Raw genomic sequence first — 14,657 nt, 5'->3', positions numbered from 1 at the left:
TGGGGGAGATGTCCGGCAGGACAGAGGGGGGCGCCATAGAGCAGAGGCCTTGAAGAGTAGCGGAGGCACCGATGCCTGACCGTTCCTTCCTTAACTGGCCCTTCTTTGAAAGCCGCCATCGCGAACTTGCCGAAAATCTCGACGCCTGGTGCGCCAAGAACCTGCCCGTCGATCACCACGATGTCGACGCGGCCTGCCGCAATCTCGTCTCCATGCTCGGCCGCGACGGCTGGCTGAAGCCGACGGCGCTCGATCCCGACAAGCCGGAGCCGCTCGACGTGCGTACGCTCTGCATCACGCGCGAGACGCTGGCGCGCCATGACGGGCTCGCCGACTTCGCCTTCGCCATGCAGGGACTTGGCACCGGCGCGATCTCGCTGTTCGGCACACCGGAGCAGCAGCGCTGGCTGCAAAAGACGCGGGCGGGCCAGGCGATCGCAGCCTTTGCGCTGTCGGAGCCGCGCTCGGGATCGGATGTCGCCAACATGGAAATGGCGGCTGTCCGCGACGGCGATTTCTACTTGCTCTCGGGCGAGAAGACCTGGATCTCCAATGGCGGCATTGCCGACGTATACATTGTTTTCGCCCGCACCGGCGAGGCGCCCGGCGCCAAGGGAATTTCCGCTTTGATCGTGCCTGCGGACACCAAAAGCGTTGGCATCGCCGAACGATTGGAAGTTATCGCCCCGCATCCACTCGCGCGGCTCTCCTTCGACAATGTGCGCGTTCCGGCTTCCGCCCTGATCGGCAAACCCGGCGACGGTTTTCGGATCGCCATGTCGGTGCTCGACGTCTTCCGCTCGACGGTGGGTGCCGCGGCGCTCGGCTTTGCTCGAAGAGCGTTGGACGAAAGCATCAAAAGGGTGTCCGAGCGAAAACTGTTCGGCGCGCCGATGGCCGAACTGCAGATGGTGCAGGGCCACATCGCCGACATGGCGCTGGATGTCGACGCCGCCGCCCTGCTCGTCTATCGCGCCGCCTGGACCAAGGATATGGGCGCCGCCCGCGTCACTCGCGAGGCGGCAATGGCCAAGCTGTTCTCCACGGACAAGGCGCAGGAAGTGATCGACAAGGCGGTGCAACTGCATGGCGGCGACGGCGTGCGCAAGGGCCACATCGTCGAGAGCCTCTATCGCGAGATACGCGCGCTGCGCATCTATGAGGGCGCTTCCGACGTGCAGAAAGTGGTGATCGCCAGGCAAGTGATGGGAGCGGCGTGAGATCATGCTTGCGGACCGCATTTCACTTAAGGGAGGCTAGACATGCACACGATCCTGCAGCCGGAAGGCTGGGCCAAACCGATCGGCTATGCCAACGGCGTTGCCGCGCGTGGCCGGCTGGTCTTCATCGGCGGCCAGGTCGGCTGGAATGCCGAGTGCCGGTTCGAGACTGACGATTTCGTCGATCAGGTGCGCCAGACCCTCACCAATGTCGTCGCCGTTCTCGCCGAGGCCGACGGGGAGCCGCAACACATCACCTCGATGACCTGGTATTTTACCGACAAGGCCGAGTACCTCGCCAACCTCAAAGGGATTGGCGAAGCCTACCGCGCCGTCATCGGCCGGCATTTTCCGGCGATGGCCGCCATGCAGGTGGTGGCGCTGGTTGAGGACCGGGCGAAGGTGGAGATACAGGCAATCGCAATTATTCCGGGGTGAGCCGGAGGCGCTACTGGCTTCTATTTCGCAATGGCCTGAAGCGGCGAAGGCGGCTACGCCAACTCGGCGCTGACGCTCGAGGGATCGTATCTGCCTTCCGTCCGTCAGCATTGCCGTGACAGTACGGCAACGGCCGCTTGGCTGCCGGCACAATTTGTGATCAGATGATCATACCCGCGTTGGCGGATATTCGCACATAAACTTTGCCGGCTCCCAAGGAAGCAAAAGCGTGGCTCTGGGCTTCGAACCAATATCGGGACGCATCACGGTCCAGGATGGCGTCTACCAGCAGCTTCGCCATGCCCTCATGGTCGGCAGCTTCGATCCCGGGCAGGTGCTGACCATCGCCTCGCTGGCGGAGGCTTTCGGCACCTCAAATATGCCGGTGCGCGAGGCGTTGCGGCGGCTGGCGGCGGAGAACGCGCTGGAAATCTCGCAGAACGGCTCAGCCTGCGTGCCCGCGGTGACTCGAGCGCGGCTCGACGACCTCTGCCGGGCCCGGCTCGCCGTCGAGGGGCTGGCCGCCGAGCTTGGCGCGCCGCGCCTGACCGCAGCCGAGATCGGCTTGCTGCAAAGGGTTACTGACGACCAGCGGGCGATCGGCCGCGACGGCAGCATCTACGAGCTGATCGCCAAGAACCAGCAGTTCCACTTCACCATATACCGCGCCTCCGGCTCCGATGTGCTGTTTCAGCTGATCGAGACGCTGTGGCTGCGCTTCGGTCCGTACATGCGGCTGTTGTCCAACCATGTCGCGCCGCTGATGCGCGCCGGCACCATGGAGCCTTCGGGCCGGCACGCCGCGATCATAGCGGCCATCAAGGACAAGGATTTCACCCGCGCGCGCGACGAGGTGGTGGCCGATATCACGACGACACAAGCGACTTTGCGGGCGATCTGTCCTGACGTGCCGGAGCCCAGACCGGTCGATGTTGCCGCTTTCGGAAGGGCGCCTTGATAGGCGGCCGCCGCAGAGTGGCTTTGAAGCCGCCTGGGCCAAGCTCCTGGACCAAGAGAACAGCCGGATATTGAGGCGCTGACCCGCATTTCTTCAGCCGCGGCGCATTGATCCCTGTCCGTATTTGTGATCACATGATCACAGGGAGCGAGACAGCGAATGTCCGGCTATTTTCTCTATCATTCGATCGGCACCTTCCCCGGCAAGGCCGAGCGAATGGCCGCCTCGCTGACGGATTTCTCGAACATCTGGTCGGCGGAAGACGACGGTCAGTGGCCTGCCGCGCTTGCGGCGCGGCAACGCTTCATCGATGCCTGGAGGCGGCTGATTGAGGCGCCGCAAGGCACGCTGACCACGGCCGAGAATGTCACCGCCGCGCTCTATAGCCTGATCGGTGGCTTGCCGACGGAGCGGCTGGCGGGAAAGCGGCTGCTGGTCGCCGCCGACTGTTTTCCTAGCCTGCATTTCCTGCTGGCGGGCTTGGGAGAGCGTTTCGGCTTCACCCTCGACACCGTCCCATTGCGGCCTGGCGAGACCTGGGTTCGCGACCAGGATTTCATCGACCGCTGGCAGGCGGATGTCGGGCTCGCGCTCATTACCTTCGTCACCTCGACGGCCTCGCACCGCTGCGATGTCGGCCGCCTCGCCGCGCATGGCCGCGCCGTGGGCAGCATAGTCGGCGTTGATGTCACACAAGGCATCGGCGTGGCGCCGTTTTCGGTTGCCGCGACGCCGGTCGATTTCGTCGTCTCGACTTCGCTCAAATGGCTGTGTGGATCCTCCGGCGCCGGCCTTTTGCAGGTCGCGCCTGACCTTCTGGCGTCCTGCCGGCCGGAGTTGCGGGGCTGGTTCAGTCAGCCGAACCCGTTCTCCTGGGACCTCGACGCTTTCACTTACGCCGACGATGCGCGCCGCTTCGATCATGGCACGCCGGCGATCCTGGCAAGCGTCGCCTCGCTGCCCGGGCTGGAGTGGGTGGAACAGACCGGCATCGACATCATCCGCGCGCAGAATGCCGGGCTCGTCGAGCGTATCATCGGCGCCGCGCTGGAGAATGGCTGGGAGATCCGCTCGCCGCTCGATGCCAGTGAACGTGGCGGCAGCGTGATGCTCGGCCTGCCGCAAGGTACCGAGCCGGCGAAGATCATAGCTGCGCTTCGCGACGAGCGGCTTTACTGCGATGCGCGCGGCACGACGCTGCGGCTGTCTCCCGGCATGGTCACCACAGAGACGGCGGTCGACGCGCTGATCGCGCAACTCACGAAGCATATCGGTTCGCGGCGACGCCGCGCGTCGTGAAATTCAGGTACCGCCTCGCCTGCGGCGCCCGGGAGTTTGGCGCCGGAAAGGGGCGGATCAGGAACCGAACCAGAGGGAAGCAAGATGTTGAAACGTCTAGGACTGATTGGGATGGCCGTCGCTGCCGGCCTTGCCTTTGCGGCGCCCGCCTTCGCCGACAAGATCATGGTGGGCGCCTATCCGGCCAACCCGCCATGGGAATACAAGACCGATTCCGGTGCCTTCGAGGGGTTTGAGATCGACGTCGCCAATGATGTCGCCAAGCGCATCGGCGCAGAGGTCGAGTTCCAGGACCTCGGCTTCCAGGCGCTGTTCGCAGCGACCGCTTCGGGCCGCATCGACTTTGCCGTGTCCTCGATCTCGGTCACCAAGGAGCGGCTGCAGAACCAGGGCTTCACGCAAGCCTATTACGACAGCGACGGTACCATCGTCGGCAAGGCGGATTCCGCCATCAAATCGCTCGACGATCTGAAGGGCAAGACCATCGGGGTCATCGCCGGCTCGACAGGCGAAGCCTACATGAAGGAGAACGCCGCCAAGCTCGGCGTTGCAGAGACCAAGAGCTACAACGCCCAGCAGGACCTTCTGCTCGACGTGCAGAACGGCCGCATCGACGGCGGCGCGGGCGAGCTCGCCGGCTTCCTGTTCGCCATCAAGCAGATGCCAGCGCTAAAGATCCTGATGCGCATCCCGACCGGCGAGCGCTTCGCCATGATGACCAAGAAGGGCCATCCGCTGCTTGAAAAAGTCAACGACGCCATCAGCGAAATGAAGAAGGATGGCACCATGGCCGCGATCCACAAGAAGTGGTTCGGCGTCGATCCGGAAGCCGGCACCAGCACGGTGACGCCTGGCCCGATCCCGCAATAAGCCGGCTAATCAGAAATTCCGACGAGAGCGGCAGCAAGAGTTGGCGCTCTCGCTTCGACCATTTGGGTCTCGCCCAACACGGCGAACCTTGTCTCACGGTGAGCGCCGATGGAACTGATCGACACCTTCTTCAACTGGGGCATCCTGGTCCGATCGTTTCCGATCCTGATCCGCGGTCTTGGCAACACCATTCTGCTCGGCTGCGCGGCGATCATCTTCGGCACGATCGGCGGGCTGGCGATCTGCCTGGTGCGGCTCTACGCGCCGAAGCCGCTCAGGCGGCTGGCGACGCTCTATATCGACATGTTCCGCGCGCTTCCGATCCTGGTGGTGCTGATCCTGATCTACTACGCCCTGCCCTTCATCGGCATCCGCCTGTCGTCCTTCGTCTCGGCAGCACTTGCGCTGTCACTGGTGTTGGCGGCCTTCACGGCGGAAGTCTGCCGCGCCGGCATCGAGAACATTCCGAAGGGCCAGTTCGAGGCGGCGTCGGCGCTCGGCCTGCCCTTTTGGGTCGCCATGCGCAAGGTGATCCTGCCGCAAGCGATCCGCGTCGTCATTCCGCCGCTCACCAGCAACTGCGTCTCGGTGTTCAAGGACACCGCGCTCGCCTCCGTGGTGGCGATGCCGGACCTCTTGAAGCAGGCGACCGACGCGCAGGCGCTGATGGCCAATCCGACGCCGCTGATCGGCGCGGCGATCATCTATCTCGCCTTCCTGTGGCCGCTGGTGCGGCTGGTCGGCTACCTCGAAGAGCGCGGCAAAGCTCGGTCCGCGCACTGATCCCCTTAGAATGACCTCGATTAGCTGAAGGAGACTCCCGTGAACCAGCACCATGTTTCGAAGGCGCAGGAGAGCGCCGCTTCGTTCCCGGTCGAGAAGATCCGCGCCATGTTCCCGGCGCTCCGGCAGGCCGGCGACTTCATCTTCATGGACAACGCCGCCGGTGCGCAGATCCCGCAAAGCGTGCTCGACGCGGTGACCAGCCATCTGGTGGCGCACAACGTGCAGCGCGGCGGCCGCTACGGCCGCAGCGTCACCGTCGACCAGTCCGTCGCCGAAGCGCGTGAGAGTGTGGCGCTCCTGATCAACGCCTACAGCCCGTCCGAAATCTGCTTCGGCATGAACGCCACCTCGTTCATCCGCCTTGTCAGCCTCGGCATCGGCCAGATGCTTTCGGAACGCGACGAGATCGTCGTCACCGACATGGACCATGACGCCAACATCGCCACGTGGTTGGCGCTGGAGCAGGCCGGCGCCAGGTTCAAATGGTGGCGCATGCGCGAGGACGGCAATCTGCATGTCGACGACCTCAAGCCGCTGATGTCGGACCGCACCCGGCTCGTCGCCTGCACGGTGACCGCGCACTCGATCGGCTCGATTGTCGATGTCGCTTCGGTCGCCAAGATCGCGCATGCGGCAGGCGCGGAAGTGTTCCTCGACTGCGTGCACTACGGGCCGCACGGGCTGATCGACGTGCAGGCCTGGGACTGCGACTATCTCGTCTGCTCAGGCTACAAGAATTTCTCGCCGCATATGGGTTTTCTCTGGGGCCGCTTCGAAACGCTGAAGCGGCTGCCGACCTTCCGCGAGGACTTCATCCCGGATGAGCCGCCCTACAAGGTCGAGGCCGGCACCTTCATCTACGAGAATGTCTCCGGCATCGACGCAGCGGTGCGCTACCTGGAGTCGATCGGCCGCAATTTCTTGGCCGAGAACAACCGCTCGCGCCGCGACAACATCGCCGCCGGCATGAACGCCATCCGCGAGTACGAGCTGACGCTGGCGCGCGAGATGATGAAGGTGCTGAAGGCCTGCGGCGCGACAATTTACGGCGTCGCCGACGAGGCGTGTATCCATGAGCGCGTGCCGACCTTCTGCTTCAACATCGGCACACTGTCGCCGCAAAGGATCGTCGAGGAGATGGCGGCCTTGCAGATCGGCATCCGCGACGGCCATATGTACGCGCCACGGCTGATGAAGCGGCTGAACCTGTCGATGGACAGCGGCGCGATCCGCGCCTCGCTGGTGCACTACAACACGGTCGAGGAAGTGCACCGCTTCGGTGAAGCGCTGCGGGCGATCATTGCGAAGCTGGCGTGACGCCCGGACGTCTGGTTCGAGCCTTACGCCGCCTTCTTCGCCAGCCTTGCCTTGATGCTTGCCACGTCGGCGCGCGGCGTCGCGGCGAAGAGCGTCTTGGTGTAGCTGTGCTTGGGGTCCGAGAAGACCTCGTCGCGCGAGCCGTATTCGACCGCCTCGCCGAAATACATCACCATCACGTCGTCGGCGATATAACGCACCACCGACAGATCGTGGCTGATGAAGACATAGGTCAGCTTGAACTCGTCCTGCAGGTCGGCGAGCAGGTTGAGCACCTGCGCCTGCACCGAAAGATCGAGCGCCGAGACCGGCTCGTCCAGCACCAGCAGGCTCGGGTTCAGCATCAGTGCGCGGGCAATGGCGATGCGCTGGCGCTGACCGCCGGAGAACATATGCGGATAGCGGTTGTAGTGCTCGGGGCCGAGACCGACCTTCTTCAGCATCTTCATCGCCAGGTCGCGGCGTTCCTCGGCCGGCTTGTCGGTATTGATCAGCAGCGGCTCGCCGAGCACGTCGCCGATCTTTTGGCGCGGGTTGAGCGACCCGTAGGGATTCTGGAAGACGATCTGCACCTTGCGGCGCATTTCCTTGGTCAACCCGTCCTTGGCGATGTCGACCTTGTTGCCGTCGATGAACAAATCGCCGGCGGTCGCGGGATCGATCAGCGTGATGATGCGGGCGAGCGTGGACTTGCCGCAGCCGCTTTCGCCGACGATGGCGAGCGTCTTGCCCTTATCGACGCTGAAGGAGACGCCCTTCACCGCATGCACCGTGCGCGCGGGGCGGAACAGGCCGCCGCCGACATGGTAGTCGCGTTTGATGTTCTTGCCTTCGACAACCTTGGTCATGCGCCGGCTCCGGTCATGCACTGGCTTCTGGGGGCGCCGGCTCGAACAGCATGTCGGAGACGGTCGGCAGCCGGTCGCCGACGGCGTTCTCCGGCAGCGCAGACAGCAGCGCGCGCGTATAGTTGCTCTTGGGGTTCTCGAACAGCGACAGCACGTCGGCCTCTTCCATCTTGCGGCCCTTGTATTGGACGATGACGCGATCGGCGGTCTCGGCGACCACGCCCATATTGTGGGTGATCATGATCAGCCCCATGCCGTATTTGGCCTGCAGCGACACAAGCAGATCGAGAATCTGCTTCTGGATGGTGACGTCGAGCGCGGTGGTCGGCTCGTCGGCGATCAGCAGCTTCGGATTGCAGGCAATGGCCATGGCGATCATGACGCGCTGGCATTGGCCGCCCGACATCTGGTGCGGGAAGGAGTTGAGCCGCTCGGCCGGCTCCGGAATGCCGACCTGCTTCAACAACTCGATGGCGCGCGCCCGGCGCTGTGCGCGATCCATGCCGAGATGGAAGCGCAGCACTTCCTCGATCTGAAAGCTGACGGTGAAGCAAGGGTTGAGACTGGCGATCGGCTCCTGGAAGATCATGGCAATGTCCTTGCCGATGATCTTGCGGCGCTCGGCCGGACCCATCTTGAGGAGATCGCGGCCGCCGAACGTCATGCGGTCGGCGGTGACAGTGGCGGTCCAGGGCAACAAGCCCATAACCGCCAGCATCGACACCGACTTGCCGGAGCCGGATTCGCCGACGATGGCGAGCACCTCGCGCTCGTCGACACGGAGCGAGACGCCGTCGACGGCGCGGAACGGGCCGGAGGCGGTCTGGAACTCGACGACGAGGTTCTGGATATCGAGCAATGCCATCACGACCTCCTGAGCTTCGGATCGAGCGCGTCGCGCAGGCCGTCGCCGATCAGGTTGATGGCGAGCACCGTGATAAGGATGGCAAGGCCGGGGAAAGTCACCACCCACCAGGCGCGCAGGATGAATTCGCGCGCCGAGGCGAGCATGGTGCCCCATTCCGGCGTCGGCGGCTGCGCGCCGAGACCAAGGAAGCCAAGCGCTGCGGCTTCCAGGATGGCGTTCGAGAAAGACAGCGTGCCCTGGACGATCAGCGGCGCCAGGCAGTTCGGCAGGATGGTCCTGAGCATCAGCCTCAGGTGCCCGGCGCCGGCGACCTTGGCAGCCACGACATATTCGCGGCTCTTTTCCGCCATCACCGCAGCGCGCACCAGGCGGGCGAAATGCGGCTGCAGGACAAGCGAGATCGCCAGCATCGCATTGAACAGGCCGGGCCCGAGAATGGTGACCAGCACCAGCGCCAGAAGCAGCGACGGGAAGGCCAGGATCAGGTCCATGACGCGCATGATCGCGACGTCGACCCAGCCGCGGAAATAGCCTGCCAGCAAGCCGAGCGTGATGCCGCCGACGAGGGCCAGCGTAACGACGACGGCGCCGATGAGCAGCGAGAAACGCGCGCCATAGAGCAGGCGCGAGAGGATGTCGCGACCGACCGGATCGGTGCCGAGGATATATTGCGAACTGCCGCCCGCCTGCCAGGCCGGCGGCCTGAGGAAGGCGGTCTTGTCCTGCACGTCGGGCGCATAGGGCGCGAGCAACGGCGCAAAGAGCGCCGCCAGCACCAGCAGGATGAAGACGACCAGGCCGATGACGGCGCCGCGGTTCACCGAGAAATAGTGCCAGAAGGTCTTGAAGCCGGTCAGCCGGTCCGGGCTGCCGGCGGCCATCGGGGCGATTTCGGTCGATTGGCTCATCACGCCGCCCTGATGCGCGGGTTGATGACGGCATAAAGCACGTCGACGATGAGGTTAACGGCCATGACGATGAGTGCGATCAAAAGCAGACCTGACTGCACGACGACATAGTCGCGCTTGAAAATGGAATCGACCATCCACTTACCGATGCCCGGCCAGGCGAAGATGGTTTCGGTGAGGATAGCGCCGGCAAGCAGCGTGCCGACCTGCAGGCCGATCGTGGTGACGACCGGGATCAGGGCGTTGCGAAGTGCGTGCGCACCGATGACGCGGGCGGCGGAAAGGCCCTTGGCGCGGGCGGTGCGGACATAGTCTTCACCGAGCACCTCGAGCATGGCCGAACGGGTCTGGCGCGCGATCACCGCCAGCGGAATCGTGCCGAGCACGATCGCCGGCAGGATGAGATGGCTGAGCGCCGAGCGCAGCGCGTCCCATTTGCCGTAGAGAATGCTGTCGATGGTCATGAAACCGGTGATCGGCTTCAGGAAGAACTGCAGACCCATGCGGCCCGACACCGGCGTCCAGCCGAGATAGCCGGAAAAGAAGATGATGAGCAGCAGGCCCCACCAGAAGATCGGCATGGAATAGCCGACCAGCGCGGTGCCCATCAACGACTGATCGAACCATGAGCCGCGTTTGACGGCCGCGAATATGCCGGCCGGGATGCCGATCGCCATGGCGAAGATCATGGCGAAGAAGGACAATTCCAGCGTCGCCGGGAAGAGCGTCTTGAACTCCTGGAGCACCGGGCGCTTGGAGGAAATCGAGACGCCGAAATCGCCGGTCGCGACCTCGCCGACATAGCGCGCATACTGCTCCCAGACCGGAAGATTGTAGCCGAACTGTTCCTTGAGCTCTTCGTAGCGGGCGGGGGTGACGCCATGCTCGCCGGCCATGGCCAGGATCGGATCGCCGGGCAGCAGCCGGACAAAGGCGAAGGCGCAGATGGTGATGCCGACTAGCGTCGGGATCAGAAGTGCGATTTTGTTGAGGAGATATCTGAGCATCGTGAAATGGAATGGGGCGGCGACAATTCGCGCCGCCCCGTTCGCAAATATTACTCGGCCTTGTCAACGCCGTCGAAGCGATGAATGCCGAGCGGGTCCATCTTGAAGCCGCTGACGTTGTTGCGGACAACGGCATAGACCTGGCTGTGAGCCAGCAGGAAGGCCGGCGCCTGCTTGGCGAAGATTTCCTGGGCCTGCTCATAGAGCTTGGTGCGCTCGCCCTGGTCGCTGGTCTTCTTGGCCTTCTGGATCAGGTCCTCGAAGTCCTTGTCGCACCAGCTGGAGTAGTTCGAGACGCCGATGGCCGAGCACGCGAACAGGGTGGCGAAGAAATTGTCCGGATCGCCATTGTCGCCGGTCCAGCCGATCTGGAAGGCGCCGGGACGCTCCTTCTTCTTGCCTTCCTCTCGATACTTGGTCCACTCGTAGTTGACGATCTCGGCCTTGACGCCGACCTTGGCCCAGTCGGCCTGGATCAGCTCAGCCGCGCGCTGGAAGTTCGGGTTGTAAGGACGAACGCGGTCGGAAGCCCAGAGCTGGATTTCCTTCAGCCCGGCGTCGGCCAGCACCTTCTTGGCCGCTTCCGGATCATAGGAATCGAACTTCACATCCTTGTTCCACGACCACATGGTCGGCGGGATCAGGTTCTGCGCCGGCGTCGCGCCAGCGTCCTGGAACAGCGACTTGATCAGCGCTTCCCGGTCGATCGCCTGGTTGAGCGCGTGACGAACCTCCGGCTTGTCGAGCGGCGGGATCGTGGTGTTGTAGCTCATGTAGCCGATGTTGAGGCCGGCCTGATCCATCAGGGTCACGTCCTTGTTGGCCTTGATGGTGGCGATGTCGGCCGGGTTCGGATAGGGAGCGACATCGCATTCACCGGCCAGCACCTTCTGGATGCGGGCGGTCGCGTCAGGCGTGATGGCGAAGACCAGATCGTCGATCTTTTCCTTGCCCTTGAAGTAGTCTGGGTTCGCCGCATAGCGGATGACCGAATCGAGCTGATAGTCGACGAACTGGAACGGCCCGGTGCCGATCGGCTTGGTCGAGAAGTCGGCCATCTTGCCTTCCTTCTCGAGCTGGTCGGCATATTCCTTCGACACGATCGAGGCGAAGTCCATGCCGAGATTGGCCAGCATCGGCGCGTTCGGCTCGGTCAGCGTCAGCTTGACGGTGAGGTCGTCGACCTTTTCCCACTTGGCGACGTATTTCGGCATGTCCATGCCGGTGTAGTAATCCCAGGTCAGGTTCGGCAGATACTTCTCGCCGTTCCACGGATTCTGCTTGTTGAACTGACGGTCGAACGAGAAGACGACGTCATCGGCGTTGAGGTCGCGGGTCGGCTTGAAATAGTCGGTGGTCTGGAACTTCACGCCAGGGTGCAGGTGGAAAGTATAAACCAAGCCGTCGTCGGAGATTTCCCATTTGTCGGCGAGGCCGGGCTCGATCTCGGTGCCGCCATGCTTGAACTCGACCAGGCGCGAATAGACCGTGCGCGACGAAGCGTCGAAGTCGTTGCCGCCCGTCGTCGTACCCGGATCGAAATTGGCCGGCGACGCTTCCGAGCAATAAACAAGCGTCTTTGCATTGGCCATCCCGCCGAGGACGCTTGCAGCCAGCAACGCGGCTGCAAAAGTCATTGTCTTTTTCATTGAGCACTCCCTGATGTTCTTCCAAGCCCCTCTATCAGGCTCGCGAAGCGCGCATATAAGCACCGTTTTTGGGGCTTTGGAACACCCCGTTTGCGTACCCCACGGTAAGCAGGAAAAGAATCCGCATTTTCCTCAAATAGCAGAAAAAAATGAGCAGAATTTTTCGCTCACGCTAATGTTAACAACCGCATTTTTTTATTGATTGAGCCTCTGCCGAAATGGAACAAGAAGCTCCTGCCTGCGATCCCAAGTCCTCGTGGGGACACGCCTGCGGGAGGCGTCGAGGGACAGGATTTCGGCGGCAAATCTTTCCGCCGCTGCCGCTGGGGCAAGACTTGCACGGCCGCCGATAGAGGCAATACATAGACGCCAGGCCGGATTTCTTGGAATCCGCAATCGGCCGCAGCGGAGGAACGCTTCCGAAATCGGAAAGAGATGCGGCGCAGCAGCAAGACCAGGACACCAGGGAGGGATTTGGTGGCAAAAGCAGCAAAGACAACGCCCCCGGCGAAGGCAACAGCCAAGGCCGCGCCCGTCAATGCGGGCGCGGCCAAGGCTTCATCTTCCAAGACCGCTTCGCCAGCCAAAACGCCGTCACCTGCGAAGGCCGGCTCCAAGCCGAAGACCACTGTGAAACCGGCTGCCGCTGCAAAGAAGACGAACCCCAAATCCGCCGCCAAGGCTGCAACCGCAAAGACCGCCAGGCCTGCGGCCGCAAAGACGGCCTCGGGATCGGCCAGGCGGCTGCCCAAGGCGATCACGGAACTCGCGGCAGGGTTGCCGGAAAAGCCTTGGCTGAAAAACTACCCGAAGAAGATGCCGGCGGAGATCGGTCCGCTGCCTTACGATTCCATCGGCGACTTCCTCGTCGGCGCCTGCAAGCAGTTCGCCAGCCGGCCGGCGTTCGTGTGCATGGGCAAGTCGATCTCCTATGCCGAGCTCGAGCGGCTTTCGGCGGCCTTCGGCGCCTATCTGCAGTCGAAGGGACTGGAGAAGGGCGCGCGCGTGGCGCTGATGATGCCGAACGTTTTGCAATACCCGGTAGCGATGATGGCCGTGCTTCGCGCCGGCTTCACGGTGGTGAACGTCAACCCGCTCTACACGCCGCGCGAGCTGGAGCATCAGCTCAAAGATTCCGGCGCGCAGGCCATCGTCATTCTGGAGAACTTCGCCAACACGCTGCAGGCGGTGATCGCCAGGACGCCGGTCAAGCATGTCGTGATCGCGGCGATGGGCGACATGTTGGGCGGGCTGAAAGGCGCGATCGTCAATCTCGTCGTGCGGCGGGTGAAGAAGATGGTTCCCGCCTGGTCGCTGCCCGGCCACGTCAAATTCAACGCCGCGCTCAAGGCGGGCTCGGCAAGCGCCTTCAAGCCGGCGGCGGTATCGGGCGACGATATCGCCTTCCTGCAATATACCGGCGGCACGACCGGCGTGTCGAAAGGCGCGACGCTGCTGCACCGCAACGTCTTGTCCAACGTGGCGCAGAATTCGCTCTGGGTGGAGGACGCCTATACGGTCAAGCCGAAGCCGGCGCATCTCAACTTCGTCTGCGCGCTGCCGCTCTACCACATCTTCGCGCTGACGGTGAACGCGCTGATGGGCATGCAGCAAGGCGCGCAGAACGTGCTCATTCCGAACCCGCGCGACATTCCGGGCTTCGTGAAAGAACTGCAGAAATACCCGGTCCACATCTTTCCCGGCCTCAATACGCTGTTCAACGCGTTGCTCAACAATGAGGATTTCCGCAAGCTCGACTTCAAGCCGCTGATCCTCACTCTCGGCGGCGGCATGGCGGTGCAGAAAGGCGTGGCCGAGCGCTGGAAGGCGCTGACGGGCTGTCCGGTGAGCGAAGGCTACGGACTTTCCGAAACCTCGCCGGTGGCGACCGCCAACAAGTTCAGCTCCAGCGACTTTACCGGCACGATCGGCCTGCCGCTGCCATCGACCGAGATCGCCATCCGCGACGACGACGGCAACAACGTGCCGCTCGGCGAAGTCGGAGAGATCTGCATCCGGGGTCCGCAGGTTATGGCCGGCTACTGGAACCGGCCGGACGAGACCGCCAAGGTGATGACCAAGGACGGGTTCTTCAAGTCGGGCGACATGGGCTTCATGGATGAGCGCGGCTACACCAAGATCGTCGACCGCAAGAAGGACATGATCCTGGTCTCCGGTTTCAACGTCTATCCGAACGAGCTGGAAGAAGTCGTGGCGCAGCACCCGGGCGTGCTCGAAGTGGCGGCGATCGGCGTGCCGGACGAGCACTCCGGCGAGGTGCCGAAGCTGTTTGTGGTCAGGAAGGATCCAGCGCTCACCATCGAGACGCTGACTGTCTATTGCCGCGAGAACCTGACCGGCTACAAGCGGCCGAGATACATCGAATTCCGCGCCGAACTGCCGAAGACGCCGGTCGGCAAGATCCTGCGGCGCGCGTTGCGGGAGCAGATTTGAACGAAAATGTTGCCGGCCTGACGCCAATACATCGC

14 protein-coding genes are annotated in these 14,657 nt (G+C 63.3%); 8 read left to right on the top strand and 6 right to left on the bottom strand.

All coding sequences use genetic code 11. The annotated features are described in order from the left end of the window. Positions 1 to 71: 71 nt before the first annotated feature. From EOD29_RS20250 to EOD29_RS20220, 7 genes are all read left to right on the top strand, one after another. Positions 72 to 1,220 (top strand): acyl-CoA dehydrogenase family protein, encoded by a 1,149-nt coding sequence (locus EOD29_RS20250; RefSeq protein ID WP_127247592.1) that lies wholly within the window; start codon positions 72 to 74, stop codon positions 1,218 to 1,220. 42 nt (positions 1,221 to 1,262) lie between these two features. Next, positions 1,263 to 1,658: a RidA family protein gene (locus EOD29_RS20245; protein WP_127247591.1), complete on the top strand. Its 396-nt coding sequence runs from the start codon at positions 1,263 to 1,265 to the stop codon at positions 1,656 to 1,658. Positions 1,659 to 1,887: 229 nt separating this feature from the next. Continuing rightward, positions 1,888 to 2,616: a GntR family transcriptional regulator gene (locus EOD29_RS20240; RefSeq protein WP_127247590.1), complete on the top strand. Its 729-nt coding sequence runs from the start codon at positions 1,888 to 1,890 to the stop codon at positions 2,614 to 2,616. Between the two features lie 159 nt (positions 2,617 to 2,775). Further along, on the top strand, positions 2,776 to 3,915 hold the full coding sequence (locus EOD29_RS20235) for an aminotransferase class V-fold PLP-dependent enzyme (protein WP_067324411.1): 1,140 nt from the start codon (positions 2,776 to 2,778) through the stop codon (positions 3,913 to 3,915). Between the two features lie 84 nt (positions 3,916 to 3,999). Continuing rightward, positions 4,000 to 4,785, top strand: coding sequence for an ABC transporter substrate-binding protein (locus EOD29_RS20230; RefSeq protein WP_127247589.1), 786 nt, complete (start codon positions 4,000 to 4,002; stop codon positions 4,783 to 4,785). Positions 4,786 to 4,893: 108 nt separating this feature from the next. Then, a complete protein-coding gene (locus tag EOD29_RS20225; protein ID WP_067324409.1) occupies positions 4,894 to 5,568 on the top strand; it encodes an amino acid ABC transporter permease in 675 nt (224 codons plus the stop codon). A gap of 39 nt (positions 5,569 to 5,607) precedes the next feature. Continuing rightward, positions 5,608 to 6,888 carry a cysteine desulfurase-like protein gene (locus EOD29_RS20220; RefSeq protein WP_095799280.1) on the top strand — a complete coding sequence of 427 codons (1,281 nt, stop codon included), beginning with the start codon at positions 5,608 to 5,610 and terminating at the stop codon, positions 6,886 to 6,888. 23 nt (positions 6,889 to 6,911) lie between these two features. On the opposite strand, the gene EOD29_RS20215 is transcribed toward EOD29_RS20220, so the two are convergent. From EOD29_RS20215 to EOD29_RS37180, 6 genes are all read right to left on the bottom strand, one after another. Next, positions 6,912 to 7,736 (bottom strand): dipeptide ABC transporter ATP-binding protein, encoded by an 825-nt coding sequence (locus EOD29_RS20215; protein WP_067003757.1) that lies wholly within the window; start codon positions 7,734 to 7,736, stop codon positions 6,912 to 6,914. 13 nt (positions 7,737 to 7,749) lie between these two features. After that, entirely contained in the window at positions 7,750 to 8,601 is an 852-nt protein-coding gene (locus tag EOD29_RS20210; RefSeq protein ID WP_127247588.1) for an ABC transporter ATP-binding protein, read from the bottom strand. Continuing rightward, on the bottom strand, positions 8,601 to 9,485 hold the full coding sequence (locus EOD29_RS20205; RefSeq protein WP_067003755.1) for an ABC transporter permease subunit: 885 nt from the start codon (positions 9,483 to 9,485) through the stop codon (positions 8,601 to 8,603). The genes EOD29_RS20210 and EOD29_RS20205 overlap by 1 nt, the downstream gene beginning before the upstream one ends. A 26-nt stretch (positions 9,486 to 9,511) precedes the next feature. Beyond that, on the bottom strand, positions 9,512 to 10,519 hold the full coding sequence (locus EOD29_RS20200) for an ABC transporter permease subunit (protein ID WP_067003640.1): 1,008 nt from the start codon (positions 10,517 to 10,519) through the stop codon (positions 9,512 to 9,514). A 50-nt stretch (positions 10,520 to 10,569) separates the two neighbouring features. Beyond that, positions 10,570 to 12,168 (bottom strand): ABC transporter substrate-binding protein, encoded by a 1,599-nt coding sequence (locus EOD29_RS20195; RefSeq protein ID WP_067003638.1) that lies wholly within the window; start codon positions 12,166 to 12,168, stop codon positions 10,570 to 10,572. A 167-nt stretch (positions 12,169 to 12,335) separates the two neighbouring features. Beyond that, on the bottom strand, positions 12,336 to 12,929 hold the full coding sequence (locus EOD29_RS37180) for a hypothetical protein (protein ID WP_245475374.1): 594 nt from the start codon (positions 12,927 to 12,929) through the stop codon (positions 12,336 to 12,338). On the opposite strand from EOD29_RS37180, the gene EOD29_RS20190 reads away from it, so the two are divergent. Further along, entirely contained in the window at positions 12,913 to 14,622 is a 1,710-nt protein-coding gene (locus tag EOD29_RS20190; RefSeq protein WP_281059221.1) for a long-chain fatty acid--CoA ligase, read from the top strand. The genes EOD29_RS37180 and EOD29_RS20190 overlap by 17 nt on opposite strands. Positions 14,623 to 14,657 lie beyond the last annotated feature (35 nt).

This window comes from Mesorhizobium sp. M1A.T.Ca.IN.004.03.1.1, assembly GCF_003997555.1.
Classification (GTDB): domain Bacteria; phylum Pseudomonadota; class Alphaproteobacteria; order Rhizobiales; family Rhizobiaceae; genus Mesorhizobium.
This window is presented reverse-complemented; position numbering and strand designations above follow the sequence as displayed.

Coding starts and splice junctions, on each gene's coding strand:
- EOD29_RS20250 (WP_127247592.1), top strand. CDS start 72: ATGCCTGACCGTTCCTTCCTTAACTGGCCCTTCTTTGAAAGCCGCCAT.
- EOD29_RS20245 (WP_127247591.1), top strand. CDS start 1,263: ATGCACACGATCCTGCAGCCGGAAGGCTGGGCCAAACCGATCGGCTAT.
- EOD29_RS20235 (WP_067324411.1), top strand. CDS start 2,776: ATGTCCGGCTATTTTCTCTATCATTCGATCGGCACCTTCCCCGGCAAG.
- EOD29_RS20230 (WP_127247589.1), top strand. CDS start 4,000: ATGTTGAAACGTCTAGGACTGATTGGGATGGCCGTCGCTGCCGGCCTT.
- EOD29_RS20225 (WP_067324409.1), top strand. CDS start 4,894: ATGGAACTGATCGACACCTTCTTCAACTGGGGCATCCTGGTCCGATCG.
- EOD29_RS20215 (WP_067003757.1), bottom strand. CDS start 7,736: ATGACCAAGGTTGTCGAAGGCAAGAACATCAAACGCGACTACCATGTC.
- EOD29_RS20210 (WP_127247588.1), bottom strand. CDS start 8,601: ATGGCATTGCTCGATATCCAGAACCTCGTCGTCGAGTTCCAGACCGCC.
- EOD29_RS20205 (WP_067003755.1), bottom strand. CDS start 9,485: ATGGCCGCCGGCAGCCCGGACCGGCTGACCGGCTTCAAGACCTTCTGG.
- EOD29_RS20200 (WP_067003640.1), bottom strand. CDS start 10,519: ATGCTCAGATATCTCCTCAACAAAATCGCACTTCTGATCCCGACGCTA.
- EOD29_RS20195 (WP_067003638.1), bottom strand. CDS start 12,168: ATGAAAAAGACAATGACTTTTGCAGCCGCGTTGCTGGCTGCAAGCGTC.